The organism is Tropicimonas sp. TH_r6, from assembly GCF_033101155.1.
GTDB lineage: Bacteria > Pseudomonadota > Alphaproteobacteria > Rhodobacterales > Rhodobacteraceae > Tropicimonas.
Window position 1 is genome coordinate 39,779 of record NZ_JAWMPX010000019.1, and the last position, 25,352, is coordinate 65,130.

At 63.1% G+C, this 25,352-nt stretch carries 22 protein-coding genes; 12 read left to right on the forward strand and 10 right to left on the reverse strand.

The genetic code is table 11. From position 1 onward, the window contains the following. Positions 1-87: 87 nt before the first annotated feature. The 4 genes from R3X27_RS17135 to R3X27_RS17150 form a co-directional block, all read right to left on the reverse strand. Positions 88-327: a hypothetical protein gene (locus R3X27_RS17135; protein WP_317710096.1), complete on the reverse strand. Its 240-nt coding sequence runs from the start codon at positions 325-327 to the stop codon at positions 88-90. Between the two features lie 80 nt (positions 328-407). Next, positions 408-1,583: a CmpA/NrtA family ABC transporter substrate-binding protein gene (locus R3X27_RS17140; RefSeq protein ID WP_317710097.1), complete on the reverse strand. Its 1,176-nt coding sequence runs from the start codon at positions 1,581-1,583 to the stop codon at positions 408-410. Then, positions 1,580-2,164, reverse strand: coding sequence for an ANTAR domain-containing response regulator (locus R3X27_RS17145; protein ID WP_317710098.1), 585 nt, complete (start codon positions 2,162-2,164; stop codon positions 1,580-1,582). Before R3X27_RS17145 ends, R3X27_RS17140 begins: the two co-directional genes overlap by 4 nt. A gap of 128 nt (positions 2,165-2,292) precedes the next feature. After that, complete coding sequence (locus R3X27_RS17150) at positions 2,293-2,808, reverse strand: DUF2478 domain-containing protein (protein WP_317710099.1); 516 nt, start codon at positions 2,806-2,808, stop codon at positions 2,293-2,295. A gap of 95 nt (positions 2,809-2,903) precedes the next feature. Here R3X27_RS17150 and R3X27_RS17155 point away from each other — a divergent pair, with 95 nt between their 5' ends. Next, entirely contained in the window at positions 2,904-3,614 is a 711-nt protein-coding gene (locus tag R3X27_RS17155) for an alpha/beta hydrolase (protein ID WP_317710100.1), read from the forward strand. A gap of 18 nt (positions 3,615-3,632) precedes the next feature. Here R3X27_RS17155 and R3X27_RS17160 read toward each other — a convergent pair whose 3' ends face one another. Continuing rightward, the gene (locus tag R3X27_RS17160) at positions 3,633-4,091 is read right to left on the reverse strand and encodes a cyclic nucleotide-binding domain-containing protein (protein ID WP_317710101.1); all 459 of its coding nucleotides are present in this window, start codon (positions 4,089-4,091) and stop codon (positions 3,633-3,635) included. Between the two features lie 275 nt (positions 4,092-4,366). Here R3X27_RS17160 and R3X27_RS17165 point away from each other — a divergent pair, with 275 nt between their 5' ends. The 3 genes from R3X27_RS17165 (at position 4,367) to R3X27_RS17175 (ending at position 6,852) form a co-directional block, all read left to right on the forward strand. Then, positions 4,367-4,996 carry a hypothetical protein gene (locus R3X27_RS17165; protein WP_317710102.1) on the forward strand — a complete coding sequence of 210 codons (630 nt, stop codon included), beginning with the start codon at positions 4,367-4,369 and terminating at the stop codon, positions 4,994-4,996. A 291-nt stretch (positions 4,997-5,287) separates the two neighbouring features. After that, positions 5,288-6,331, forward strand: coding sequence for a chemotaxis response regulator protein-glutamate methylesterase (locus tag R3X27_RS17170; protein ID WP_317710103.1), 1,044 nt, complete (start codon positions 5,288-5,290; stop codon positions 6,329-6,331). Between the two features lie 131 nt (positions 6,332-6,462). Next, positions 6,463-6,852 carry a chemotaxis protein CheD gene (locus tag R3X27_RS17175; protein WP_317710104.1) on the forward strand — a complete coding sequence of 130 codons (390 nt, stop codon included), beginning with the start codon at positions 6,463-6,465 and terminating at the stop codon, positions 6,850-6,852. Between the two features lie 249 nt (positions 6,853-7,101). Here the strand turns inward: R3X27_RS17175 and choV are convergent, their stop codons facing one another. The 3 genes from choV to R3X27_RS17190 form a co-directional block, all read right to left on the reverse strand. Further along, a complete protein-coding gene (gene choV, locus R3X27_RS17180) occupies positions 7,102-8,136 on the reverse strand; it encodes a choline ABC transporter ATP-binding protein (RefSeq protein ID WP_317710105.1) in 1,035 nt (344 codons plus the stop codon). After that, the gene (gene choW, locus R3X27_RS17185) at positions 8,133-8,969 is read right to left on the reverse strand and encodes a choline ABC transporter permease subunit (RefSeq protein ID WP_317710106.1); all 837 of its coding nucleotides are present in this window, start codon (positions 8,967-8,969) and stop codon (positions 8,133-8,135) included. The genes choV and choW overlap by 4 nt, the downstream gene beginning before the upstream one ends. A gap of 128 nt (positions 8,970-9,097) precedes the next feature. Further along, on the reverse strand, positions 9,098-10,021 hold the full coding sequence (locus tag R3X27_RS17190) for a choline ABC transporter substrate-binding protein (RefSeq protein ID WP_317710107.1): 924 nt from the start codon (positions 10,019-10,021) through the stop codon (positions 9,098-9,100). 104 nt (positions 10,022-10,125) lie between these two features. Between R3X27_RS17190 and betI the strand changes: the two genes are divergently transcribed. From betI to R3X27_RS17215, 5 genes are all read left to right on the forward strand, one after another. After that, positions 10,126-10,713, forward strand: coding sequence for a choline-responsive transcriptional repressor BetI (betI, locus tag R3X27_RS17195; RefSeq protein ID WP_317710108.1), 588 nt, complete (start codon positions 10,126-10,128; stop codon positions 10,711-10,713). Beyond that, positions 10,710-12,218: a choline-sulfatase gene (gene betC, locus R3X27_RS17200; RefSeq protein WP_317710109.1), complete on the forward strand. Its 1,509-nt coding sequence runs from the start codon at positions 10,710-10,712 to the stop codon at positions 12,216-12,218. The genes betI and betC overlap by 4 nt, the downstream gene beginning before the upstream one ends. Positions 12,219-12,242: 24 nt before the next feature. Then, positions 12,243-13,700, forward strand: coding sequence for a betaine-aldehyde dehydrogenase (betB, locus tag R3X27_RS17205; protein WP_317710110.1), 1,458 nt, complete (start codon positions 12,243-12,245; stop codon positions 13,698-13,700). After that, the gene (gene betA / locus R3X27_RS17210) at positions 13,700-15,358 is read left to right on the forward strand and encodes a choline dehydrogenase (RefSeq protein WP_317710111.1); all 1,659 of its coding nucleotides are present in this window, start codon (positions 13,700-13,702) and stop codon (positions 15,356-15,358) included. The genes betB and betA overlap by 1 nt, the downstream gene beginning before the upstream one ends. A 606-nt stretch (positions 15,359-15,964) precedes the next feature. Next, positions 15,965-19,654 carry a vitamin B12-dependent ribonucleotide reductase gene (locus R3X27_RS17215; RefSeq protein ID WP_317710112.1) on the forward strand — a complete coding sequence of 1,230 codons (3,690 nt, stop codon included), beginning with the start codon at positions 15,965-15,967 and terminating at the stop codon, positions 19,652-19,654. Between the two features lie 264 nt (positions 19,655-19,918). Here R3X27_RS17215 and R3X27_RS17220 read toward each other — a convergent pair whose 3' ends face one another. Beyond that, complete coding sequence (locus tag R3X27_RS17220) at positions 19,919-20,578, reverse strand: potassium channel family protein (RefSeq protein WP_317710113.1); 660 nt, start codon at positions 20,576-20,578, stop codon at positions 19,919-19,921. A gap of 93 nt (positions 20,579-20,671) precedes the next feature. Next, positions 20,672-20,989: an iron-sulfur cluster assembly accessory protein gene (locus R3X27_RS17225; protein ID WP_317710152.1), complete on the reverse strand. Its 318-nt coding sequence runs from the start codon at positions 20,987-20,989 to the stop codon at positions 20,672-20,674. Positions 20,990-21,073: 84 nt separating this feature from the next. On the opposite strand from R3X27_RS17225, the gene R3X27_RS17230 reads away from it, so the two are divergent. The 3 genes from R3X27_RS17230 (at position 21,074) to R3X27_RS17240 (ending at position 25,334) form a co-directional block, all read left to right on the forward strand. Beyond that, entirely contained in the window at positions 21,074-22,222 is a 1,149-nt protein-coding gene (locus tag R3X27_RS17230; RefSeq protein WP_317710114.1) for a deoxyguanosinetriphosphate triphosphohydrolase, read from the forward strand. 123 nt (positions 22,223-22,345) lie between these two features. Next, complete coding sequence (argS, locus tag R3X27_RS17235; protein WP_317710115.1) at positions 22,346-24,091, forward strand: arginine--tRNA ligase; 1,746 nt, start codon at positions 22,346-22,348, stop codon at positions 24,089-24,091. 124 nt (positions 24,092-24,215) lie between these two features. Beyond that, positions 24,216-25,334, forward strand: coding sequence for an SPOR domain-containing protein (locus tag R3X27_RS17240; RefSeq protein ID WP_317710116.1), 1,119 nt, complete (start codon positions 24,216-24,218; stop codon positions 25,332-25,334). Positions 25,335-25,352 lie beyond the last annotated feature (18 nt).

Sequence of the window (25,352 nt, forward strand, 5' to 3'; positions counted from 1 at the left end):
CCCGCCTCGCCACAGGCTCCCCCGGGCCGAGTTAGACGGGCTTTCGGTCGAACCTTTTGGTCGGGTTGCACCGCACTGGCGAAGCGCTCAAGCCTCTTGAGCGGCAGCAATGCACGGCAAGCCGACTACGCGCGCTGAAGCAGGAACGACCGGGATGTCCGCGTCTTTCGCGTTCGTTGACAGCGCGGCGAACGAACGGTTCAGATTTGGGGCAACTCGACCCGGCTCAACGACCGGTTTGCGATCATCGTGCTGCGGTGCCGCGCCGATCTCGGCTGCTGTGCGGCCATTTGGAGGGAAGGTGCTGAAGGTGCTGGCGAGTTCCATCAATGCCGTTTGCCGGGCCGAGAGACGACGGGACGTCGTGAAACATCACTCTTGAGGCCTGTGCGTGTCCAGATCTGGCGCTACTTCTCAGCCGGGTCGAAGACCTGCCCGTCGAAGAAGCGGTCGGGCTGCAAGATCAGGGAGCCGGATTGGGTCGTGACCTCGGTGGGCGCGTCGAGTGCACCTTCGAGCTTTTCCGAGGCGCCAGGCAGGGGCGCGGCGGTGCTTGCAAGTGCGTCGCGGTAGAGATCGCTGCGAAAGACCTGCTTGGCGGCGCGTTGGGCGGCGTCGCGGTCCAGCCCGGTGCGTGCGGCGAGGCGAGCGGCGATCCAGCCGGCCTGGCTGCGCCAGGGGAAGGTCGCGGCACCCTCGTGGAAATGCAGGAACCGCGGTGTCATGCGCTGGTCACCACGCGGAGAGATCACCAGCGCGCCGGACAGAGAGCGTTCGAGCATTTCGGCGGGCAGGTTTAGATAGTCCGGTCGGGCGAGGATTTCGGAGGCGGTCATCCGGTTGAAGGGCTCGGCCAGCCAGCGGCAGGCGCGCCACATGGTGCGGATCAGCCGGGCGGCGAGATCGGGCTCGCTTTCAGCCCAGTCATGCCGCGTGGCGAGCACCTTTTCCGGCGCGAAGGACCAGATGGCGGAGGTCGGCAACAGCAGCTCACCGGAGCCGTTCTCGACCGCGATGGAACCCCAGGGCGCGCCAACGCAGAAGGCGTCGATATCGCCGGCGGCGAGCGCTTCGGCCATCAGCGGCGGCGGCAGGGTGCGCACGTCGAGCGCCTGCGGGGCTTCGAGCCCGAGCGCGCCGAGCCAGTAATAGAGCAGCTCGGCATGCATCGAGAAAGGGAAGGGGACGCCGATCCGCAGGGTCTGGCCGGCGGCGGCGATCAGGGAGGTGCCGGCGGCGGTGGCATCCGCGAAGTCGAAGCCGTGACCTGCCTTGCGCATCTGGTCGGCCAGTGCGGTCGAGACGCCGACCGTGTTGCCGCCCACGGAGAGGACGCAGAGCGCGTCGAGCCGTGTTGGCAGCCCGCCGAGGCCGAGCGCCGTGGCGACGGGCACGGGCGCCAGCATATGCGCGCCCTCGATCTGGCCGAGCGCCACGAGGTCGCGCAGGGTCGACCAGGAGGGCGCCGCGCGTAGGGAGAGCGCCAGCCCTTCCTGTTCTGCAAAGCCAAGTTCGCGGGCGATGATCAGCGGGGCGGCGTCGACGAGCGGGATATAGCCGAGGGTCAGCGGTGTCAGGCTCATGAAAGCAGCCCCGCGGCCGTAACCAGCGCTTCGGCGACATCGACCATCTTCTTGCCCTGGTCCATCGCCGTCTTGCGCAGCAGTGCGTAGGCCTCGTCCTCGGAGAGACCACGCGCCTTCATCAGCACGCCCTTGGCGCGGTCGATGATCTTGCGTTCCTCCAGCGCGCGCTTGGTGGCGGCAAGCTCGGCGCGCATGGACTGGAACATGTGGAACCGGGTGATGGCGGCGTCGAGCACCGGCTTGATGCGGCCCGGCGCCATTCCATCGACCACATAGGCCGAGACGCCGGCCTCGATGGCGGCGCGGGTGAGGCTGTCGGAGGATTGATCGACGAACATCGCGACGGGGCGGTCAAGCGGCGAGGAGGCGAGGGTCAGCTCTTCCAGCATGTCGCGCGACGGCGAGGCGACATCGACCAGCACCACATCAGGATTGCGTTCCGAGATCAGTCGGGCGAGCCCGTGACGCTCGGAGATGACATGGATTTCGTGATCCCCCGAGGCGCGCAGGGAATCCACGATCAGGAGCGCGCGTTCGCGATCCTGTTCAACGATGACGATGGAGAGACGATCTGGCATGGCGTTCCGGCTGGCTACCCCTGTCGCTCCGCCAGTGCGGGGTCGGATTCAACCGGAGCCTCGGGTCGGGACCGGTCCTGCGACATGTGACTTGGCAGGCTGCCTAAGTTCTGGGCGCAGTTGCCTGACTATTGGGCGGAGTTCGTTTCCTCAAGGCACCACGCCCGGAGCGCGTCCAACTCGCAGGGCAGTTCCTGCGACAGATCCCCCACGAAATCGCGGAAGGCGGGTAGTTTCGCGGACGCGACCCCGACCACGACCGGGACGTCCTCGGCCAATGCCTGGCCGATCAGGTCGCGAAAGCCGCGTCCCTCGGCCTCATGGGCGCCGAACTTGTTGACGATCAGGAGATCGGCGCCGTTCGCGAGCCGGCCGCTGCAGATGCCGACCGCGGTTTCGAGCTGTGCGGGATCGAGGCGGCAGCCGCTCGACCCGGGACCAAGCCGCTGGGAAATGCGGATGACCTTCCCGTCCGGCAGCAATTCGAGATCCATGTCGCTGGGCGCGTCCGCAGATGTCGCCGCGCGGTTGACCTGCACGCCGCCCACCACCCGCGCTCCGCGCTCGTTCATATGCCGGGCCAGCGCACGCAGGGTCTCGTTGATCTCGCCGGGCGTCTCGGATCGGATATGGGCCAGTTTCATGGGGTCCACCGCTTGTCTTGCATCTCGCCAAGCCCTAGCACGAATGGCAGGGTCGGCAGAAGGCCGGGTTTGTCAGGACGATGAGTGGGGGAGACATGCGGATTATCCTGGTGCATGGCGCCTGGGGGCAGGCAGCCGGTTGGGGCGTGGTGCCTGAGCTGCTGTCGGCGGCCGGGCATGAGGTCGAGGCGGTGGATCTGCCCGGCCATGGCGCAGACCCGACCCCGCCCGGCGCGGTCACGCTCGGTCTTTATGCCGAGGCGCTGGCCACCCGCCTGCGTTCGGGCCCCAAAGCGGTTCTTGTCGGTCATTCCATGGGCGGGATGGCGATCTCGGCCGCAGCGGAGCTTGCGCCGGAAAGTATCGCCCGCCTGGTCTATGTCGCGGCCTTCCTGCCGCGTGATGGCGACAGCCTTCTCTCGCTCAAACGCCGGGAGCCGGAGACGATCGGCCCGGCCGTCCGACGCGGCGCTGAACGTGGAACGACCGAGCTCGACCCTGAACTTGCACGCCAGGTCCTGTTCCAGGACCTCGGCCCCGCGCAGCAGGAGGCCGCGCTGGCGCTCATCGGGCCGCAGGCCAATGCCGCGCAGACGGAGCCGGTCCGGCTCAGCACCGCCCGTTTCGGTCGTATCGGGCGGGACTATATCCTCTGTCGCGCGGATCGGACCGTGACGCCCGAACTGCAACGTCTGATGAGCACAGAAACCCCATGTCGGCGGGTTGTCGAGCTGGAGAGCGGGCACTTTCCGCAGCTCTCGATGCCGGAGCAGCTGGCCGCCGAGATCCTCGGCATCCTTGCCTGACGAACTCAAGGCGTGAGCTCAGGCGCCGCTCAAGGCACTGAGCAGCTGCAGCCTTTGCGCTCGAAACCGATCAGCCAGGTGCGGCAGCCAGCGCTGGTAGAGCCGGTATCCGAGCTCCGGATGCGCATTGCACAATGTGCGCACACCGGCGGCGTCCAGCGCAACGGCCTCGACATCGTTCAGCGCGATCGCGTCGGACATGCGCCGGAAGGGCGGCATCAGCCAGGCCCAGCCGAGGATGTCGCCGCCGCTCAGCGTTTCGATCTGGATCGGTTCCCGCCCGGGCAAGGTGTTCTGTACGGCGACCTCGCCTGACAGCAGCAGGACAAGATCTTCCGCCTCATCCTCCTCCTGGAAGATCGTGCTGCCTGCTGGAAAGCGCTCCACGCGGGCATGTTGTGCCAGTTTCATCCGTTCCAAATCGTCGAAAGCGTAAAAATCGGGATGATCGGCGAGCAGTTCTTCAATCCGGTTCATGTCAGCTCCGAGTCCTGGCGGTCATCCGTGCCGCGTTCGCGATAGGCTGCGGGCAGTTGCGCGGATCCACCCAATCCTACCGACGGGCTTGGCGCAAGGGGCATGATCCATGTCAACCGATGGCGACCTGGCGTCAAAATGCCGGTGCGACTTAAGCGAAAATTCATGCCTCGGCGCAATGGTGAGCGGAAATTGCGAACGACTTCGGGTTTTAGGGTTCGCGAGGCCGGTCCCGCTCCGGATCCGGCTGCTGGGGTTTGGAAGGCCGATGGATCATGGGTGTGTTCAACAATCTTCGTTGGTCGGTGAGGCTGCCACTCTTTCTTGTGTTTGTCGGTGTGGTTTCGCTGGCGAGAGCGGCGTTTCCGGCCGGGACGGAAATGCGGACAATCTCTGTCATGGACGCCGAGGTCAGACAGGAACGTGTGTCCGAAACACACGTCATGGAGTTTAAGCATCAACTCTGGGACATGCGGCAGGACCCTGAATTGCGCCCTGGTCTTGCCATCCGTCATTCGGTTGCAGAGACGACACCTTTCGTCAGAGGTTTCTCTCGAGACCCAACCGAAAATTCGCTTGATCAGACCGACAATCGAACGTCCGAAACGGATCAGGGCAAGGTGATGACAAGCACCTTGGCGACCGGTCACGCGGCCGGGGCCGAGCCTATGGTCTCCCGTGTCGGGACCTGCCGCGAGGCCAATGCCAAAGCTCTTGGCCGCGGTGTTCACTGCGGATCAGCTCAGCTTTTCAACGAGGTCACACACTCTGATCATTGGCGACATCGTCTAGATCGTATCCGGAATCTCCTTGTCCCCGAACGAAAGATCAACCGGATTGGCCGGGAAATACACAACGGTGGATCAACTCGATCCGGCTACTCGACAAAATGGGGGCACGTATGAAGAAACCTCCCTTGCAAAGCATGTGTTGTCTCGGGAAACGGTCATTCTGTCAAAATGGTGATACGATTTCATATGGTTAGAAAGATTGAGAGCCTGAGCGCGCGTCTGGAATTTGCGGTGTATCCGGAGAGGGAGTCAAGGAGACGTTCCGTCGTTGCTGTAAAGGAAAATTCGACGTCTTCATTCTATGCTCAAGATGAATCGAAGATCGAAGATGACTGGTTGGTCTTTTGAGGCCGCTCAGTTGGTTGGAACCTGAAACGGGCTTGGTACGGCAAGGGTATTCGAAATATGACAAAGAAAAACGTGGTGATTGTAGACGACTCGGCAGTAATGAGGGCATTGGTCCGGAAGCATCTGCTCGATGATGGCCGCTTCAACGTCGTTGGTGAAGCGGCAGATCCATTTGAAGCCCGCGATGTCATTAAACGAACCAATCCGGACGTCCTGACACTTGATGTCGAGATGCCCCGGATGGACGGGCTCTCATTCCTGGAGAAGATCATGCGCCTGCGGCCGCTGCCAGTCGTGATGTTTTCCACCGAGACTCACAAAGGTAGCGTCGCCGCGATCGAGGCGTTGTCGATCGGCGCGATCGACTGCATTGGCAAACCCAATGCAACGGCTCCGGACACGATTCTATCACTGGCGGAACGCGTCTTCATCGCCTCGAATGCTCGTGTTCAGGGGCGGAGTACAGCAGTTTCCAAGCCGCCGGTGGATTTTCGTTGGAATGGCCGGGTCGTCCTGATTGGAGCCTCGACGGGTGGTGTCGACGCCTTGGAACGATTGTTGTCCGGGTATCCCGAAAACTGTCCTCCGACTCTGATAACGCAACATATGCCCGCCACTTTTCTTGAGAGCTTTTCTGATCGCCTGTCCAAAAACGTTGCGCCAAATGTTGCGCTCGCCCGGGACAGTGAAGAATTGTCGCCAGGAATGGTGCGGATTGCGCCCGGAGGTGAAAGTCATTTGGGCGTGGTTAGAAGAAGGGATCGATATTCGTGTCGAATCGCGCCTGGAGAGAAGGCTTCGGGTCACCGGCCATCTGTTGACATGCTGTTTCGGTCTGCGGTCGGTTTCGGTCGGCATTGCGTGGCGGTTCAGCTTACGGGGATGGGACGTGACGGAGCGCAGGGAATGCTGGAACTGAGAACGGCGGGCGCAACGACGATCGCACAGGACGAGTCCAGTTCCGTAGTCTACGGAATGCCGAGAGTCGCCGCTGAACTTGGAGGCGTGCGGGACGTCCTTCCACTGGAGAAAATCGCTGCCGCTGTTCTGAGAGGAACTGACACGCGGCACACCAATCCATCCGGAGAGCAGAGATCGTGAAAAGAGGACGGGTGTTACATATCACTCAAGGCGAGAATGCAGTTTCAGATTGCCCTGAAACCTTGATCACGACTGTTCTTGGTTCCTGTGTGGCGTGCTGTTTCTGGGATCCCGTGTCTGGATTGGGAGGTATGAATCATATCCTCTTGCCTGATGGGCGAGGCAGCGACCTGATTTCCAAGTCGCACGGAACAAATGCCATGGAGTTGTTGATCAACGCGCTCCTTCGCCGCGGCGCAGAGCGCGAAAGGCTGCGGGCCAAGCTCTTTGGCGGCGCGCGCATGATCGCCGGCTTGAGCGATATCGGCGAAGCAAATTCTGTATTCGTTGAAGAGTTTTGTCGTCGCGAAAGCATCCCCTGTGTTGCGTCGAGTTTGAGAGGAGACACCGGGAGACGCATCCAATTCTGGCCGGTGACGGGTAAGGCCCGACAGCAATTCCTGAGGAACGTTTCTGACATCCCGGAAGTGGCCCCGCCGATCGCCGCCAAGTCCTCTGGGTCCGAGGTAGAACTGTTCTGACGTTGGGGGAGCGGAGTTTGCGAGATGATTTGGGCGCGCAATCCGAGTTGGTTTAGTGCGCCCGTCGCCAGATCGTCATTTCGGCTGGCCTGCGTACAGGTCGCAGGAAATCCCGTTCGTCTCTGTTTCTTTCGAGCAATTGCTTTCCCATCGAAGGATGCCCGAGATGTCGTACACCCTCAAATGACCTCCGGTAGACCCGGCGCGATTCATGCGATCGAGGGTGGGTTTCCTTGAACGATATGGATCCTAGAGATCCGCGCGTGGGTCAAGAAGGCGATGCATCACCGTTGCTTTTGTGACCCGCCCGACCAATGCGCCGCCGCGATGCACGCCGATGGCAATCTCCTCGTCAAGCAGGAGGCGCATCACGTCCTCGACCGGCACATCCGCTCCGATCATCCGCTCTGGCGCTGGGCCCGACACGGGTTCCATCACGTCCGATGCGCGTAACACGCCCAGCGGGTTCATATGCGCCACGAAATCGGCGACGTAGTCATCAGCCGGTTGCGAGAATATCTCCTGCGGCGTGCCGCATTGCACAATCCGCCCGCCTTCGAGAATAGCAATGCGGTTCCCGATCTTGAAGGCCTCGTCGAGATCGTGGCTGACAAAGATGATCGTTCGGTTCAGCCGGGTCTGCAGCTCCAGAAGTTCGTCCTGAAGCTTTGCCCGGATCAACGGGTCCAGCGCCGAGAAGGGTTCGTCCATCAGCAGGATCGGCGCTTCGGTGGCAAAAGCGCGGGCCAACCCGACGCGCTGCTGCATCCCGCCGGAGAGCTCGGACATGCGGCAATGGCCCCAATCCTGCAGACCGACCAGCGCAAGCTGTGCATCCGCCTTTTCGTTGCGCTCCTTCTTGCTCATCCCACCAAGCTCCAGCCCGAGCGCCACATTGTCCCGCACCGTCCGCCAGGGCAGCAGCCCGAATTGCTGGAACACCATTGCGATCCGGCTCAGCCGCATCCGCCGGAGGGTGGATTTATCCGCGTGCGAGATGTCGACCATCTCCTCGCCGTCGGAGACATGCACGGACCCGCGCACGACCGGGTTGAGCCCGTTCACTGCGCGCAGGAGAGTCGACTTGCCGGAGCCAGAAAGCCCCATCAGCACGAGGATCTCGCCGTGCTCCACGTCCAGCGAGCAGTCATGCACACCGAGGATTTGCTGCGTTGCCTCCTGAATTTCGGCGCGGCTCTGGCCTTGGTCCATCAGGGGCAAAGCCCGCTCCGGATGGCTTCCGAAAACGATGGAGACGGTGTCGAAGCGAACAGCCACACTCATTTTTTCGCTCCTACATGCAGTATTCGGTCCAGCATGATCGCAACGACGACGATCACGAAGCCGGATTCAAAGCCAAGCGCCGTGTTCACCTGGTTCAGCGCGCGCACAACCGGCACGCCTAGCCCGTCCGCGCCCACAAGTGCCGCGATAACCACCATCGACAGAGACAGCATGATGGTCTGGTTCAGCCCCGCCATGATCTGCGGGAAGGCGTAAGGCAGCTCGACCTTTGTCAGCACCTGTCGCGGCGTCGCCCCGAACGCCCGCGCGGCCTCCAGCAAGGCTTCCGGTGTCGTCGACACGCCGAGATATGTCAGCCGGATCGGGGCAGGAACCACGAAGACAACCGTTGCGATCAGGCCGGGCACCATGCCGATGCCAAAAAACACGATCGCCGGAATGAGGTAGACGAATGTCGGCAGGGTCTGCATCAGATCCAGAACAGGACGCATCGCGACATAGAGGCGTGGCCGATGCGCTGCCGCGATTCCAATGGGCACGCCGATCGACATGCAGACGACGCAGGCCGACAACACAAGCGTCAGGCTCTCGGTCGTCTCCTCCCAGTAACCCTGGTTGATGATGAAGAGGAATCCGAGCCCGACAAACAGGCAGACTTTCCAGCTGCGCTGCAACAACCAACTCAGCCCGACAAAGGCCAGAACGACCAGTAGCGGATGCGGCGCCTGCAAGACGAAAAGGATTCCGTCGATCATCGCCTCCAGCAACTCCGAAAGCCCGTCGAAGAACCACTCGCCTTGATCCTGCAACCAATCGAACACGGCTTCCGCCGCCGATCCCACCGGGATCTTGTTCTCAGTCAACCACTCCATCGGGCCTCCACGGGAAAGCGTCGAAACCAACGCCCCCAAATCTGTTCGTCTGTCGGGGAATATCCCGGTGGCGCCGGGGGGGTCGCCCCCCGGCGCCTTCCGAGCGCTTTACGCGAGGAACGGCAGGATCACATCTCCAGGGCCGCCTTCACGGCCGCCGCCGGGTCGCCGCCATCCTTGGTGGTCACACCGTCGAGCCAGCCCATCCAGACATCCGGATTGGCACCAAGCCAGGCCGATGCGGCCTTCTCCGGCTCTTCGCCCCCGTCGAGGATTGCGCCCATGATCTCGTTTTCCATCTCCAGCGAGAAGACGAGGTTGCCCAGCAGTTTGCCGACATTCGGACATTCCGCGACATAGCCGGCCCGCGTGTTGGTGTAGACCGAGGCCCCACCCAGATTCGGTCCGAAGAAATCGTCGCCGCCGGTCAGGTAGCCCATCTCGAAATTGGCGTTCATCGGGTGCGGCTCCCAGCCAAGAAAGACGATCGGGTCGTCCTTCTTGCTGGCCCGCGCGACTTGCGCCAGCATGCCCTGCTCGGAGCTTTCCTTGACCTTGAACTCCTTGAGCCCGAACGCGTCGCCGTCGATCATCGACTGGATCAACCGGTTGCCGTCATTGCCCGGTTCGATGCCGTAGATCTCGCCATCCAGCTCTTCTTCGAACTTGGCGATATCCGCGAAATCGGCGATCCCGAGATCCATCGCCACTTTGTTCACGGCCAAAGTGTATTTCGCGCCCGAAAGGTTTTCGCGCACTGTGTCGACCGTGCCCGCTTCGCGATAGGGGGCGATATCGGCCTCCATGGTGGGCATCCAGTTGCCCAGGAAGATGTCGATGTCGCCCTCGGCCATCGAGGTATAGGTCACTGGCACCGAGAGCACCTTGATGTCGGTCTCGTAGCCAAGCGCCCCGAGCACGACGCTGGCCGTGGCGGTTGTGGCGGTGATGTCGGTCCAGCCGACATCGGAGAAGGTGACCTCATCGCAGGCAGCCATGGCAGTGGCGGAACTTCCCAGCAAGAGGGCGGCGGTCAATGCAATTCGCTTCATTTCAACGATTTCCCTGTTGGTTCGATTTTTTGTTGATTGACGAGTCAATTAAGAACAACATACTCTCTCTTGGCAACCTGAAACTTCTAAGGACAGTTCGCAAGATGCCAAGATTGGGCATGGAGCCTATCCGGCGGGCAGCGCTGGTCGAGGCCACTATCGCCGAGATCGGCCGGCTTGGCTCGCTTGACGTAACGGTCGGCCAGATCGCCAAGCGGGCAGGGGTCTCTGCCGCACTTGCGCATCATTATTTCGGCGGCAAGGAAACGCTTCTGCTGGCCGCGATGCGCCATGCGCTGAGCGCTTATGGCGCCGAGGTGCGCGCTCGGTTGTCGAGGGCGGAGGGGCATCGCGCGCGGCTGGAAGCCATTGTCGGCGCAAGCTTTTCCGAAATGAATTTCTGCCGCGACACGATCGCGACCTGGCTCAACCTCTACGTTCTCGCGCAGCGCTCCGACGAGGCAATGCGGCTCCTGCGGATCTATCGCCATCGTATGCGCTCGAACCTGTTGCACGAATTGAAGCCGTTGCTGGGTGAGCGAACGAGAGCCGAAACGGGCGCCGAATGCGTCGCGGCGATGATCGACGGGATCTATCTGCACGAAGCCCTGCACGAGGCTCCGCCGACCCCCGGAGCCGCCTGCGCCCAGGTGTCCGGATATCTCGACCTTTTGATCGGAGACGCCGCGTGAGCCAACCCAATATCCTGATCCTGATGGTGGACCAACTCAACGGGACCCTCTTTCCCGACGGCCCGGCGGACTGGCTGCACGCGCCCAATCTCAAGCGCCTTGCCGCGCGCTCGACGCGTTTTGCCACCAGCTATGCCGCCTCGCCTCTCTGCGCGCCGTCGCGGGCGAGCTACATGACCGGCGCGATGCCCTCGCGCACCGGGGTTTACGACAATGCCGCGGAGCTTGCCGCCGACATCCCGACCTACGCCCATCACCTGCGCCGAGCCGGATACCAGACCTGCCTCTCGGGCAAGATGCATTTCGCGGGCCCGGACCAGCTGCACGGGTTCGAGGAGCGGCTGACGACCGATATCTACCCCGCCGATTTCGGCTGGACGCCGGATTACCGCAAGCCCGGTGAGCGGATCGACTGGTGGTATCACAATATGGGCTCGGTCACCGGGGCGGGGGTCGCGGAGACTTCCAACCAGATGGAATATGACGACGAGGTCGCCTATCACGCAACGTGCAAGATCCGCGATCTCGCCCGCGGCAAGGACGAGCGCCCCTGGTGCCTGACCGTCAGCTTCACCCATCCGCATGACCCTTACGTCGCCCGGAAAAAATATTGGGATCTCTACGAAGAGTGCGAGCACCTGCTGCCGGAGATTCCCGCTATCGACTACGACGTGCAGGACCCGCATTCGCAACGCATTCTCGATGCGAATGACTGGCGCAACTACGACATCACCGAAGAGGATATCCGCCGCTCCCGCCGCGCCTATTTCGCCAATATCTCCTATCTGGACGACAAGATCGGCGAGATCCTCGACACGCTGGAGAATACGCGGCAGGAGGCGAGTATTCTCTTCCTCTCCGACCATGGCGACATGCTCGGCGAACGCGGGCTCTGGTTCAAGATGTCCTTCTTCGAAGGCTCATCGCGGGTGCCGCTGATGATCTCGTCGCCGCAGATGGCGCCGGGACGTGTCGAGGCGCCGGTCTCGACAATCGATATCTGTCCCACGCTCTGCGAGTTGGCCGGGATCGCGAAGGACCAGGCTCTGCCCTGGACCGATGGCGAAAGCCTCGTGAAGCTGGGGCAGGGAGAGGCGCGCGAAGCGCCCGTCGCGATGGAATATGCCGCCGAGGCCTCCTATGCGCCCCTCGTCTCGCTGCGCCGGGGCAGCCTGAAATACACCCGTTGCGCACTTGATCCCGAGCAGCTCTTCGATCTCGCCGCCGATCCCCACGAGCTGACCAACCTCGTGGACGATCCCGCCTATGCCGGCCCGCTGGCCGCGTTGCGGGCCGAGGCCGATGCCCGCTGGGATCTCGACCGATTCGACGCCGAGGTGCGCCAGAGCCAGGCGCGCCGCTGGGTCGTCTACGAGGCGCTGCGCAACGGGACCTATTCCTCCTGGGATTACCAGCCTTTGCAGAGAGCGTCCGAACGCTTCATGCGCAACCACATGGACCTGAACACCGTCGAGGACATCGCCCGCTTCCCCCGCGGCGAGTGACCCTCACAGACCGGAGAGACCGAAATGCCCAACGTCCAGCCCACGGCCAGCCACTACATTGGCGGGCAATATGTCGAAGACACCGGCGGCACGCCCATTGATGTGATCTACGCCGCCACCGGCGAGAAGATCGCGCAGCTCCATTCGGCCACGCCCGCCATCGTCGAGCAGGCGCTGAAATCCGCGAGCGAGGCGCAGGCCGCCTGGGCCGCGATGACCGGCACCGAGCGCGGCCGCATCCTGCGTCGCGCCGCCGATATCATGCGTGCGCGCAACCGCGAGCTGTCCATTCTCGAGACCTATGACACTGGCAAGCCGCTACAGGAGACGCTCTACGTGGACGCCACCTCGGCTGCCGACGCGCTGGAGTATTTCGGCGGGTTGGCGGGCAGCCTGACGGGTGAATACATCCCGCAGCCGGGTGGCGATTTCGTCTACACGATCCGCCAGGCGCTCGGCGTCTGCGTCGGGCTCGGCGCATGGAATTATCCCACGCAGATCTCTTGCTGGAAAGGCGCGCCCGCGCTCGTCTGCGGCAACACGATGATCTTCAAGCCCTCCGAGACCACGCCGCTCTGTGCCCTCAAGGTCGCCGAGATCCTGACCGAGGCGGGCGCGCCTCCCGGCGTCTACAATGTCGTGCAGGGCTACGGCGATGTCGGTGCCGCGCTGACCACCGATCCGCGCGTGGCCAAGGTCTCGCTCACTGGGTCCGTGTCGACGGGGCGCAAGGTCTATGCCGCCGCCGCCGCGCAGATGAAGCATGTCACCATGGAGCTTGGCGGCAAGTCCCCCCTGATCATCTTCGACGATGCCGATCTCGAAAACGCCGTCTCCGGCGCCATCCTCGGCAATTTCTATTCCACGGGCCAGGTCTGTTCCAACGGCACCCGCGTTTTTGTCCATACGGGCATCAAGGACGCCTTCCTCAAGCGCATGGCCGAACGGCTCGATGGGGCGGTGATCGGCGACCCGCTGGACGAGGCGACCAGCTTCGGCCCGATGGTCTCGAAGACGCAACTCGACATCGTGCTGGGCTATATCGCCAAGGGCAAGGACGAGGGCGCGAGGCTCGCCTATGGCGGGGCGGCCATCGAAGGCCCGGGAAACTATATCGAGCCGACCATCTTCTCGGATGTGACAGACGACATGACCATCGCCCGCGAGGAGATCTTCGGGCCGGTCATGGCGGTGCTCGATTTCGACGATGAAGACGAGGTCATTGCGCGCGCGAATGACACGGAATTCGGCCTTGCCGGCGGCGTCTTCACGCAGGACCTCACCCGTGCTCACCGCGTCATCGCCGCCGTCGATGCCGGCACCTGCTATATCAACACCTATAATCTCGCCCCGGTCGAAGCGCCGTTCGGTGGTGTGAAAGGGTCCGGCGTCGGGCGCGAGAACTCCAAGGAAGCCATCAAGAGCTACTCCGAGGTAAAGTCGGTCTATGTCGCAATGAACGATGTCGAGGCGCCCTTCTGATGCAAGCAGATTACGTCGTCATCGGCGCGGGCAGCGCCGGCTGCGCCATCGCCTATCGGCTCGCGGAAGCGGGCCGGAAGGTGCTGGTCATCGAACATGGCATTCCCGATTGGGGGCCTTTCATCCAGATGCCGGCCGCGCTGAGTTACCCGATGAATATGGGGCTCTATGACTGGGGCTTTAAATCCGAGCCGGAGCCTGGCCTCGGCGGACGGCGGTTGGCCACGCCGCGCGGCAAGGTCGTTGGCGGCTCTTCCTCGGTCAATGGCATGGTCTATGTGCGCGGCCATGCCGGCGATTTCGACCATTGGGCCGAAGAGGGTGCCGAAGGCTGGGCCTTCAGCGACGTGCTGCCCTACTTCAAGCGTATGGAGCATTGGCACGATGGCGGGCATGGGGGCGACCCGGCCTGGCGCGGCAACGACGGCCCGCTCCACGTGATCCGCGGCCCGCGCTCCAACCCGCTCCATGCCGCCTTTGTCGAGGCGGGGCAGCAGGCCGGGTACGAGCTCACCGACGACTATAATGGCAAGAAGCAGGAAGGCTTCGGTGCCATGGAGCAGAATGTCTGGAAGGGGCGGCGCTGGTCGACCTCCAACGCCTATCTCAGGCCGGCGATGAAGAGCGGCAATTGCAAGCTGGTTCGGGCGCTGGCGCGCAAGGTGGTCATCGAGGAGGGGCGTGCGGTTGGTGTCGAGGTCGAGCGTGGCGGCACGGTTGAGGTGATCGGGGCTGAACGCGAGGTCATCATCGCCGCCAGCTCCATCAACTCGCCCAAGCTGCTGATGCATTCCGGGATCGGCCCGGCTGCGCATCTGGCCGAGCATGGCATCGATGTGGTGGCGGACCGCCCGGGGGTTGGCCAGAATCTTCAGGACCACCTGGAGGTCTATCTCCAGATGGCCTCGCTGCAGCCGATCACGCTCTACAAACACTGGAATCTGGTCAGCAAGGCGCTGATTGGCGCGCAATGGCTCTTCACCGGCAAGGGGCTTGGCGCCTCCAACCAGTTCGAAAGCGCCGCCTTCATCCGCTCCCGCGCTGGCATCGACTACCCCGACATCCAGTATCACTTCCTGCCCATCGCCGTGCGCTATGACGGCAAGGCAGCCGCTGAAGGCCATGGCTTCCAGGCCCATGTCGGCCCGATGCGCTCTCCCTCCCGCGGCGAGGTCACGCTGCGGTCGGGCGATCCGAAAGAGGCCCCGCGAATCTTCTTCAACTACATGTCGGAGGAGCAGGACTGGGAAGAGTTCCGGACCTGTATCCGCCTCACGCGAGAGATCTTCGCGCAGGAGGCGTTCAAGCCATTTGTGAAGCACGAGATTCAACCCGGTTCCGACCTGCAGAGTGACGACGAGATCGACGGCTTCATCCGCGATCACGCCGAGAGCGCCTATCACCCCTGCGGCACCTGCCGGATGGGTCGGGCCGACGACCTGAGATCCGTGGTTGATTCGGAGTGCCGGGTCATCGGTGTGGAGGGGCTGCGACTGGCCGACAGCTCGATCTTCCCGCGAATCCCCAATGGTAATCTCAACGCGCCCTCGATCATGGTCGGCGAGAAAGCGGCCGACCATATCCTTGGCCGCACGCCGCTTGCGCCTGAAAATCATGAGCCTTGGCGCCATCCCGACTGGCAAAACGCGCAACGTTGAGCGGGCAATAGCCTGCCCCCACCAGAACGCCCCGCCCGTCAAGGCGGGGCGTTCGCTGGTCTGCGTGTCACGCAACACTGATATGAGGGCACAAGATCTAGTGGTGCCTGCTGTGGCAAATCGGTTGCGGCCCCGATCGGGGGATGCGCGCGGCACATTAACTTTCGTTACTTAAGGTATCGGATGATATCCACAGCCTAACCCCATATTATGCGGGGCTTTCCGCAGTGCAGCACCAAATCTGATGCGAAAACAACGTTAACCGATTGAATCAGGCGACTCCGCAGACCGCTCGATGGTCAAGTAAAAGATTTGCAATTTCTATAAAACTTTCCCGTTGACCTGTAGGGACGACCACGCCAATTTGTGCGAGCGAAACGACAAGACCACAACATATAGTGGCAGCGGGTCGCAAGGGACGGACACTCCGATATGACGGGCCAGCGGCCCGATCTTCCATGCCCGGCGAGGGGCGTGTCTCTCTTTTGCATTCGAAAACACGGATCGCATGGCCGCGTGAAGGCAGGGGAACAGCCCGAGCGCGTCATCCATTTTCAAAGCCGCCTGGCAGGGGCGGACGGCAAGAACACGCACGGGGCTCGACCTATGAAGATTGATCGCAAGTTTACCAAGACCGGAGAAGATGCCTACGCCGGGCTGGCCTTCACCACCACGAAATCAGAGATCCGCAATCCTGACGGCACGACCGTCTTCGCGCTGGACGGCATCAAGGTGCCGGCCGAGTGGAGCCAGGTCGCCTCGGACGTGATCGCACAGAAATATTTCCGCAAGGCCGGCGTTGCCGCCAAGCTGCGCAAGGTCAAGGAAAAGGGCGTTCCGGAGTTTCTCTGGCGCTCGGTTCCCGATGAGAAGGCGCTGGAGGCGCTGCCCGAGAACGAGCGTTTCACCGGCGAGATCTCGGCTTGCCAGGTCTTCGACCGCATGGCCGGCGCCTGGGCCTATTGGGGCTGGAAGGGTGGCTATTTCACCGCCGAGTCCGATGCGCGCGCCTATTTCGACGAGATGCGCCATATGCTGGCCACGCAGCGCGCCGCGCCGAACTCGCCGCAATGGTTCAACACTGGCCTGCACTGGGCCTACGGCATCGACGGACCCAGCCAGGGCCACCATTATGTCGACTACAAGACCGGCAAGCTGACCAAGTCCAACTCCGCCTATGAGCATCCGCAGCCGCATGCCTGCTTCATCCAGTCCGTCTCCGACGACCTGGTGAACGAGGGCGGCATCATGGATCTCTGGGTCCGCGAGGCGCGCCTGTTCAAGTATGGCTCCGGCACCGGCACCAACTTCTCTTCGCTGCGCGCCGAAGGCGAGCCGCTCTCGGGCGGTGGCAAGTCCTCCGGTCTCATGGGCTTCCTGAAGATCGGCGACCGCGCCGCGGGCGCCATCAAGTCCGGCGGCACCACCCGCCGCGCCGCCAAGATGGTGATCTGCGACGCCGATCACCCCGATATCGAGGAATTCATCAACTGGAAGGTCAAGGAGGAGCAGAAGGTTGCCTCCATCGTGGCCGGCTCCAAGATGCATGAAGCCAAGCTCAACGAGATCTTCGACGCCATCGGCCAGTGGGATGGCGACGAAGCCGACGCCACCGACCCCAAGAAGAACCCCTCGCTGAAAAAGGCGATCCGGTCGGCCAAGCAGGTTGCGATCCCCGAGACCTATGTCAATCGCGTGCTGCAATACGCTCGCCAGGGCTATGCCAGCATCGAGTTCCCGACCTATGACACCGATTGGGACAGCGAAGCCTATAGCTCCGTGTCCGGCCAGAATTCGAACAACTCCGTGCGCGTCACCGACGCCTTCCTGCAGGCCGTCAAGAACGATGCCGATTGGGAATTGCTGCGCCGCATCGACGGTTCGGTCGCCAAGACCATCAAGGCGCGTGACCTCTGGGAACAGATCGGCCACGCCGCCTGGGCCTGTGCCGATCCCGGCATCCAGTTCCACGACACGGTCAATGCCTGGCATACCTGCCCGGAAGATGGCGCCATTCGCGGCTCCAACCCGTGCTCGGAATATATGTTCCTCGACGATACGGCCTGTAACCTCGCGTCGATGAACCTGCTGACCTTCCACACGGACGGCGTGTTCCAGGCCGAGGATTACATGCACGCCACACGTCTGTGGACGCTGACGCTGGAAATCTCGGTGACCATGGCGCAGTTCCCCTCCAAGGAAATCGCCCAGCTCTCCTATGACTTCCGCACGCTCGGCCTTGGCTACGCCAATATCGGCGGGCTGCTGATGAATATGGGCTACAGCTATGACAGCGACGAGGGGCGGGCTCTCTGTGGCGCGCTCTCTGCGATCATGACCGGCGTGGCCTACACGACCTCCGCCGAGATCGCCGGCGAACTCGGTCCCTTCGCCGGCTATGAGCGCAACGCCAAGCACATGCTGCGCGTCATCCGCAACCACCGCAACGCCGCCCATGGCAACACGGAAGGCTATGAGCAGCTCGCCGTGAAGCCGGTCCCGCTCGACCTTGCCTCCAACCCGGACAAGCATCTGAACGAGTTGGCGAAGAACACCTGGGACGAAGCACTGCGCCTCGGCGAGATCAACGGTTTCCGCAATGCCCAGACCTCCGTCATCGCGCCGACCGGCACGATCGGCCTGGTCATGGATTGCGACACCACCGGCATCGAGCCCGATTTCGCGCTGGTGAAGTTCAAGAAGCTCGCAGGCGGCGGCTACTTCAAGATCATCAACCGCTCGGTTCCGGCCGCGCTCGAAAAGCTCGGCTACACGACGGCGCAGATTGGCGAGATCGTCTCCCACGCGGTTGGCCATGCCTCCCTTGGCAACGCGCCGGGCATCAACCACACGACCCTCGCAGGCAACGGTTTTTCCCAGGTCGAGATCGACAAGATCGAGAAGGAACTGGCCGCGGCCTTCGATATCCGCTTCGTCTTCAACCAGTGGACGCTGGGCGCGGAGTTCTGCACCGATGTGCTGGGCATTCCGGCCGCGAAGCTGAACGATCCCTCCTATGACATGTTGACGGATCTCGGCTTCACCAAGGCGCAGATCGACGCCGCCAATGACCATGTCTGCGGGACGATGACGCTGGAAGGCGCGCCGCATCTCAAGGAAGAGCATTACGCCATCTTCGATTGCGCCAACCCCTGCGGCAAGACGGGCAAGCGCTTCCTCTCCGTCGACAGCCATATCCGCATGATGGCCGCCGCACAGAGCTTCATCTCGGGCGCGATCTCCAAGACCATCAACATGCCCAATGATGCGACCATCGAGGATTGCCAGAAGGCCTATGAGCTCTCCTGGTCGCTCGGTACCAAGGCCAACGCGCTCTATCGCGACGGCTCCAAGCTGAGCCAGCCGCTGGCGGCCGCCCTCGTCGAGGATGACGAGGACGCGCAAGAGGTGCTCGAGACCGGCGCCCCGGCGGAGAAGGCGCAGGTTCTGGCCGAGAAGATCATCGAGAAGGTGATCGTGAAGGAAATCGTCCGCTCCCATCGCGAGAAGATGCCGGAGCGCCGCAAGGGCTACACCCAGAAGGCCAATGTCGGCGGTCACAAGGTCTATCTGCGCACCGGCGAATACCAGGACGGTCAGCTCGGCGAGATCTTCATCGACATGCACAAGGAAGGTGCGGGCTTCCGGGCGATGATGAACAACTTCGCCATCGCGGTCTCCGTGGGCCTGCAATATGGTGTGCCACTGGAGGAGTTCGTCGACGCCTTCACTTTCACCAAGTTCGAGCCGGCCGGCATCGTGCAGGGCAATGACTCGATCAAGAACGCGACCTCGATCCTCGACTACATCTTCCGCGAACTGGCGGTCTCCTATCTCGACCGCACCGACCTCGCGCATGTGAAGCCCTCCGGGCACACATTCGACGATCTCGGCCGGGGCGATCACCACGAAGGTGTCAACAATATCTCCGAACTCTCGGAATCTGCTGCAAGTAAGTCCCTCCAGGTGCTCAAGCAGATTTCCTCCACCGGCTACCTGCGCAAACGGCTACCCCAAGAGCTGGTTGTACTTCAGGGCGGTGTTGAGAGCATGGTCGGTGGCACCGCACTCGATGGTGCCACCGACCCGCTCGCCACGCTTCAGACGCTGGTGCCGGAGGTTCAGGCCGTCGCAGAGACCTCGGTTGGCGCGATCACGACGATGGACAACCGCGCCAAGGCCCGGATGCAGGGCTACGAGGGCGAGGCCTGCGGCGAGTGCGGAAACTACACGCTGGTGCGTAACGGCACCTGCATGAAATGCAACACCTGCGGGTCGACGAGCGGGTGTAGCTAAGACAGATACCACGCCGGCCTGTTCCCCAGGCTGGTGCGGGTTCGGGGGCGGGTGCGCTCGCCCCGAGGGCGGATCAGGCCGCAGGCAGAAAACCGGGCGGTACAAAAAATCGAGCCTGATAAGCCAAACTTACGGGGCGCCTCCGGGCGCCCCTTTTTCATTTTCGGGGGCGAATTGCTCTTGCGGGGCCGGGGGCTGCGCGGCCGGAGGGCGAATGGACGCGAAACGGGTGCCGCGCCAATCACGGCGTCTTCTGCACCCGGTTCAAGCCGGCGGATCGGGATGCTCTTCCGTTCGGCGGTCATGCAGTCCGGAGACGATGGACCCGACCATGACCGCGATGTAGAGTACGCCGACCACCGCCTCGAACCCGGCCGCCATCCGCGCGATGTCCGAGACCGGCAAGACGTCGCCATAGCCCAGCGTGGTCAGGGTCACGAGGCTGTAATAGAGCATAGAGGCCCAGATATCGCTCTGTTCGGGCACCGAGAAGGACCCCGGCCACCAGCGTTCGATCTGGACGTAGAGCATCGCCCAGGCCATCGCCAGCAACAGGTAGCCGAAGATTGCGCCGAGCAGTGTGTCCATGTCGCTTTGCCCGCGCCGCATCATGTTGCGGAATGTGAGCGTCAGCGCGCCGAACACCAGGATCACCGAGAGCCAGGCAACCAATCTGCCGACCTCGTATTCGAGAACGGCGATAACGCTGGCCGCAAACCAGGTGACGGCCAGCACAAAGCCGACCTGCTGGACCCGGCGGGTCTCGGCGCTCATGAAGATTGCCCCGAGGACCGAAGTTTCGAACAATGCAAGGCTGGCCAGCTCGGCAATACGCGAGGTTCCGATCAGGGGCTCAAGCAGGATAGCGCAGACAAGCAGCAGCAGCAGCGTGCCCCATCGCAGCTCCGACATCCGGTCACCCATCGGGAAATCCCCTCCATCCTGTTCGGTCCCTGACGGCGAGGCTACGGGATGGGGGAAGGTAGCGCGAGAAGAAAAACCCCTCGTGATCGGGGCTTACATGGAGAAGCTGATGCCGCAGCCGCAGGAGGAGCTGGCATTGGGGTTTTCAACCGTGAACCGCGCGCCGATCAGCTCGTCGGCGAAGTCGATCGTCGCGTTTTCAAGGAAGGGCAGGGAGACGGTATCGACCACAACCTTCTGGCCCAGCCCTTCGAGGACGAGGTCATCCGCGCCCGGTTCGTCCAGCGAGATCTCGTATTGAAAGCCCGAGCATCCGCCGCCTTCAACGGCAACGCGCAACGCTTTCGGCGCCGCGTCGATCTCGGCCAGGCGCTCGAAAGCGCGCTCAGTTACTTTCGGGGGCAGGGTCAATGCCATGAAGTGCCTCTTATGTCCCGTCGCCATTCGCGTCTATCCCGGATATATGGCGCTTGGAACGGCTCAACAAGGATTCCCATGAACCTCGCCCGTTATGCCTGCGATCCCGCCGCCAGCCGTGGTCGGCTGCATGAAGAAGCCATGAGCACCTTTCGCTCGCCTTTTCAGAGGGATCGCGACCGTATCATCCATTCCTCGGCCTTCCGGCGGCTCAAACACAAGACGCAAGTCTTTGTCGAACACGAGGGAGATTATTTCCGCACCCGCCTGACTCACTCCATCGAAGTGGCGCAGGTGGCGCGGACAATCGCCGGCTCGCTGGGCCTCAATCAGGAGCTGACCGAGGCGGTCGCGCTGGCGCATGATCTCGGCCATCCGCCCTTCGGCCATACCGGCGAGGACGCGCTGCAGGCGTTGATGGCGCCGCATGGGGGCTTCGATCACAACGCGCAGGCGATCCGGATCGTGACCGCGCTGGAACGGCATTACGCCGGGTTCGACGGGCTGAACCTGACCTGGGAGACACTTGAGGGGATCGCGAAGCATAACGGCCCGGTGTTGGGACCGCTGCCCTATGGGTTGGAAGAATACAACCGGATTCACGATCTCGAACTGCGCACCCATGCCAGCGCCGAGGCGCAGGTCGCCGCTCTGGCCGACGACATCGCCTATAACAACCATGACCTGCTGGACGGTCTGCGGGCGGGGCTCTTCACCGACCCGGAAGTCGAGACCCTGCCAATTGTCGGACCGGCCTATGCCGAGGTCGATGCGGTCTGGCCGGGGCTGGATCACAAGCGGCGGCGGCACGAGGCGCTGCGGCGGGTCTTCGGGGTGATGGTGACGGACGTGATCGACACCTCGCGGCGGCTGCTGGCGGAATCAGGCGCGCGCGACGCACAGAGCGTGCGCGATCTGCGCCATTCGGTGGTGCGGTTTTCGACGCCGGTTTGGCAGGAAATCGAAGCGATCCGGGCATTTCTCTTTTCGCGCATGTATCGCGCGCCGAGCGTGATGGAGGAGCGGGTGCGGGTGACGCGGGTCGTGGAAGAGCTCTTTCCCTTCTTCATGGGCAATCCCGGACGCATGCCGGCGGCCTGGCAGGAGGACGTGGCGCGGGCCGAAGGGGCGACGGCGCTGGCGCGGGTTGTCGCGGATTACGTGGCCGGAATGACGGATCGCTTTGCCTTGCAGGAACATGCGCGGCTGATTGTCGGACGGGGCTGATCCGGAAGGCTGCCCGATTGCGCGCCTTCGGCGCATTCCCCTTGAGCCCTTCGGGCGCGGGGCGGCATTGACGCGGCCCGCCCCCGTGATACACCGCCCGGCAATGCCAGCGGAGCCTGAAGAATGAACATCTATGCCGATATCCGTGCCCTGGTCACGCAAGAGCTCGACGCGCTTGCCACCGAGGGCCTGCTGCCCGAAGGGCTGAGCCTCGACAATGTCGCCGTCGAGCCGCCGCGCGATCCGCTGCATGGCGATATGGCGACCAATGCCGCCATGGTTCTCGCCAAGCCCGCGAAAAAGAAACCTCGCGACATTGCCGAGGCGCTGGCCGCAAAGCTCGTTGCCGATCCGCGCATTGCCACGGCTGACGTGGCTGGCCCCGGTTTTCTCAACCTGCGCCTGGCGCCGGAGGTCTGGGCAGACGTCGTGCACGCAGTGCTCGCGCAGGGCGCCGATTACGGCCGCTCGCAGATGGGGCAGGGGCGCCGGGTTAATGTTGAATATGTCTCCGCCAACCCGACCGGCCCGCTGCATGTCGGCCACACGCGCGGCGCGGTCTTCGGCGACGCGTTGGCCTCTCTGCTGGCCTTCTCCGGCCACGATGTGACGCGGGAGTATTACATCAACGATGGCGGCGGGCAGGTCGATACGCTCGCCCGTTCGGTCTATCTGCGCTATCTCGAAGCGCATGGTCAGGCGGTCGCTTTTCCCGATGGCACCTATCCCGGCGATTACCTGATCGCCACCGGCGAGGCGCTCAAGGAGAAGGTGGGCGACGCCTATGTCGATCAGCCGGAAGATGTCTGGCTTCAGGAAGTCCGCAACTTCGCAACCGAGGCGATGATGACGCTGATCCGCGAGGATCTGGCATCACTCGGCGTGAAGATGGACAAGTTCTATTCCGAGAAGTCGCTCTACGGCACGGGGCGGATCGAGGCGGCGCTGAAGGCGCTGGAGGAGAAGGGCCTGATCTACGAGGGCGTGCTGGAGCCGCCCAAGGGCAAGAAACCCGAGGATTGGGAGCCGCGCGAGCAGACGCTGTTCAAATCGACCGCGCATGGCGACGATGTCGACCGTCCGGTGAAGAAATCCGACGGTGCCTGGACCTACTTCGCCCCCGATATCGCCTATCATTTCGATAAGGTGGAGCGCGGCTATGATGCGCTGATCGACGTGTTCGGCGCCGATCACGGTGGTTACGTGAAGCGAATGAAGGCAGCGGTCTCGGCGCTCTCGGATGGCAAGGTGCCGCTCGACATCAAGCTCACCCAGCTGGTGAAACTCTACAAGAATGGCGAGCCCTTCAAGATGTCCAAGCGGGCGGGGACCTTTGTCACCCTGCGCGACGTGGTCGATCAGGTCGGCCCGGACGTCACCCGCTTCGTCATGCTCACCCGCAAGAACGACGCGCCGCTCGATTTCGACTTCGACAAGGTGCTGGAGCAGAGCAAGGACAACCCGGTCTTCTACGTCCAATATGCCCATGCGCGGATCAAGTCGGTGCTGCGCAAAGCGGCGGCGGCGGGGATCGTGGTCGATGATGCAACGCTGAACGCGGCCGATCTTTCCGGCATGACCCATGGCTCCGAGGTCGCGCTGGCGGCAAAACTGGCCGAATGGCCACGCTTGCTGGAAATCGCGGCCCGGACCAACGAGCCGCACCGCGTCGCCTTCTATCTCTATGAATTGGCTGGAGATTTGCACGCGCTGTGGAACCGCGGCAATGATGAACCTGCGCTGCGATTCCTGCAGGAGGACAATCCTGCCACGAGCCAGGCGAAAATCGCGCTGGCCCGCGCCGTCTCCGTTGTTATTTCCACCGGCCTTGGTATCTTGGGCGTGACCCCGATGGAAGAAATGCGCTGATTTAACAGCGTCACGGGGCATTGGCAGGCAAGCCCCGTGACGCGTCTTCCGACGGTCCGCGGGAAGAGAAACGAGGCGGAGCATGATGGACCGGGGACAGGCCCAACGGTCCGGAGTCATTCAGGTGACTCAGGGACATACACATCCAGAATTTGAACTTCACGGCATTCCGGGAGAGGAAGACGCTTATCGCGCCGGTGGTGCGGGCGGGTTTCGCATTGCCGCGCATGCGCTCGGCGCGTTGCTGTCGCTCGCGGTGATCGGGTTCGGCGGCTATTGGGGCTACAAGCAGATCATGCGCGACGTGAACGGAGTTCCTGTCGTGCGCGCGCTGGACGGCCCGATCCGGATCGCGCCGGAGAACCCGGGCGGACAGGTGGCCGATCATGCCGGGCTCGCGGTCAATGACGTGCAGGCTGTCGGGACGGCCTCCGAGCCGGAGGCGCGGCTGACGCTGGCGCCAGCGCCGGTCGAGCTTGCCGAGGAGGACCTGCCGGTGGCGCAGCTAGACCCCGTGGTCGAGACAGTGCTGGGCAATGCGGCCGAGGCCGCCGATGCCGAGATTCTGCCGCCAGAGGCGAAACCGGAAATGGCCTCGCTGAGCCAGGAGCTTCCCGAAGAGGATCCCGTTGCGCTTGCGCTGAAGCTTGCCGAAACGGCGACCGCCGGTGCGCGGCCGTTGGGCGAGACGGAGCTTTCAGACCCTGTTGCAGAAGCAGGGACAGAGATGGCGAGCGCCTCGACCAAACCGCTTGAAGAGGTCGCCCAGGATGCGTCCGGGGAGACAGAATCTGTTGTGACCGGCCCTGGTGTGAAGATCTCGCCGCGCCCGGCCCCGCGCCCAAGCCGCCGCACGGCCTCGGTCCCGTCCGCGACCCCCGTCTCGGCAACTTCCGCAGCCGTCGAAGCGGCTCTCGCCGAGGCGATGGGCACATCCGCCAGCACCGGCACCAGCGCCCGACCCGCCGTTCTGGAAGCCTCCGCCGTGCCGACTGGTACCCGCATGGTCCAGCTCGGCGCTTTCGATTCCGACGCCGAGGCCCGCGCTGCCTGGGACAAGATCTCGGGTCGGTTCGACGGCTTGATGGCCGACAAGACCCAGGTTGTGCTCGAAGCCAAGGCCGGTGGGCGCAGTTTCTGGCGCCTGCGGGCAATGGGCTTCGAGGACCTTTCCGATGCCCGTCGTTTCTGTGCCGCGCTTGTCGCCGAACGGGCCGACTGTATTCCGGTGATCTCCAAGTGAGCACGCTTTCGGCCACGA

What these genes read in the sequence shown, in the direction of transcription:
- R3X27_RS17230 (WP_317710114.1), top strand. Translation starts at nt 21,074, where the DNA reads ATGAACCTCGCCCGTTATGCCTGCGATCCCGCCGCCAGCCGTGGTCGG.
- choV (WP_317710105.1), bottom strand. Translation starts at nt 8,136, where the DNA reads ATGAGTGTGGCTGTTCGCTTCGACACCGTCTCCATCGTTTTCGGAAGC.
- betA (WP_317710111.1), top strand. Translation starts at nt 13,700, where the DNA reads ATGCAAGCAGATTACGTCGTCATCGGCGCGGGCAGCGCCGGCTGCGCC.
- R3X27_RS17215 (WP_317710112.1), top strand. Translation starts at nt 15,965, where the DNA reads ATGAAGATTGATCGCAAGTTTACCAAGACCGGAGAAGATGCCTACGCC.
- R3X27_RS17165 (WP_317710102.1), top strand. Translation starts at nt 4,367, where the DNA reads ATGGGTGTGTTCAACAATCTTCGTTGGTCGGTGAGGCTGCCACTCTTT.
- choW (WP_317710106.1), bottom strand. Translation starts at nt 8,969, where the DNA reads ATGGAGTGGTTGACTGAGAACAAGATCCCGGTGGGATCGGCGGCGGAA.
- R3X27_RS17220 (WP_317710113.1), bottom strand. Translation starts at nt 20,578, where the DNA reads ATGGGTGACCGGATGTCGGAGCTGCGATGGGGCACGCTGCTGCTGCTG.
- R3X27_RS17145 (WP_317710098.1), bottom strand. Translation starts at nt 2,164, where the DNA reads ATGCCAGATCGTCTCTCCATCGTCATCGTTGAACAGGATCGCGAACGC.
- R3X27_RS17150 (WP_317710099.1), bottom strand. Translation starts at nt 2,808, where the DNA reads ATGAAACTGGCCCATATCCGATCCGAGACGCCCGGCGAGATCAACGAG.
- R3X27_RS17140 (WP_317710097.1), bottom strand. Translation starts at nt 1,583, where the DNA reads ATGAGCCTGACACCGCTGACCCTCGGCTATATCCCGCTCGTCGACGCC.
- betI (WP_317710108.1), top strand. Translation starts at nt 10,126, where the DNA reads ATGCCAAGATTGGGCATGGAGCCTATCCGGCGGGCAGCGCTGGTCGAG.
- R3X27_RS17190 (WP_317710107.1), bottom strand. Translation starts at nt 10,021, where the DNA reads ATGAAGCGAATTGCATTGACCGCCGCCCTCTTGCTGGGAAGTTCCGCC.
- betB (WP_317710110.1), top strand. Translation starts at nt 12,243, where the DNA reads ATGCCCAACGTCCAGCCCACGGCCAGCCACTACATTGGCGGGCAATAT.
- R3X27_RS17175 (WP_317710104.1), top strand. Translation starts at nt 6,463, where the DNA reads ATGAATCATATCCTCTTGCCTGATGGGCGAGGCAGCGACCTGATTTCC.
- R3X27_RS17160 (WP_317710101.1), bottom strand. Translation starts at nt 4,091, where the DNA reads ATGAACCGGATTGAAGAACTGCTCGCCGATCATCCCGATTTTTACGCT.
- R3X27_RS17135 (WP_317710096.1), bottom strand. Translation starts at nt 327, where the DNA reads ATGGAACTCGCCAGCACCTTCAGCACCTTCCCTCCAAATGGCCGCACA.
- R3X27_RS17170 (WP_317710103.1), top strand. Translation starts at nt 5,288, where the DNA reads ATGACAAAGAAAAACGTGGTGATTGTAGACGACTCGGCAGTAATGAGG.
- argS (WP_317710115.1), top strand. Translation starts at nt 22,346, where the DNA reads ATGAACATCTATGCCGATATCCGTGCCCTGGTCACGCAAGAGCTCGAC.
- R3X27_RS17155 (WP_317710100.1), top strand. Translation starts at nt 2,904, where the DNA reads ATGCGGATTATCCTGGTGCATGGCGCCTGGGGGCAGGCAGCCGGTTGG.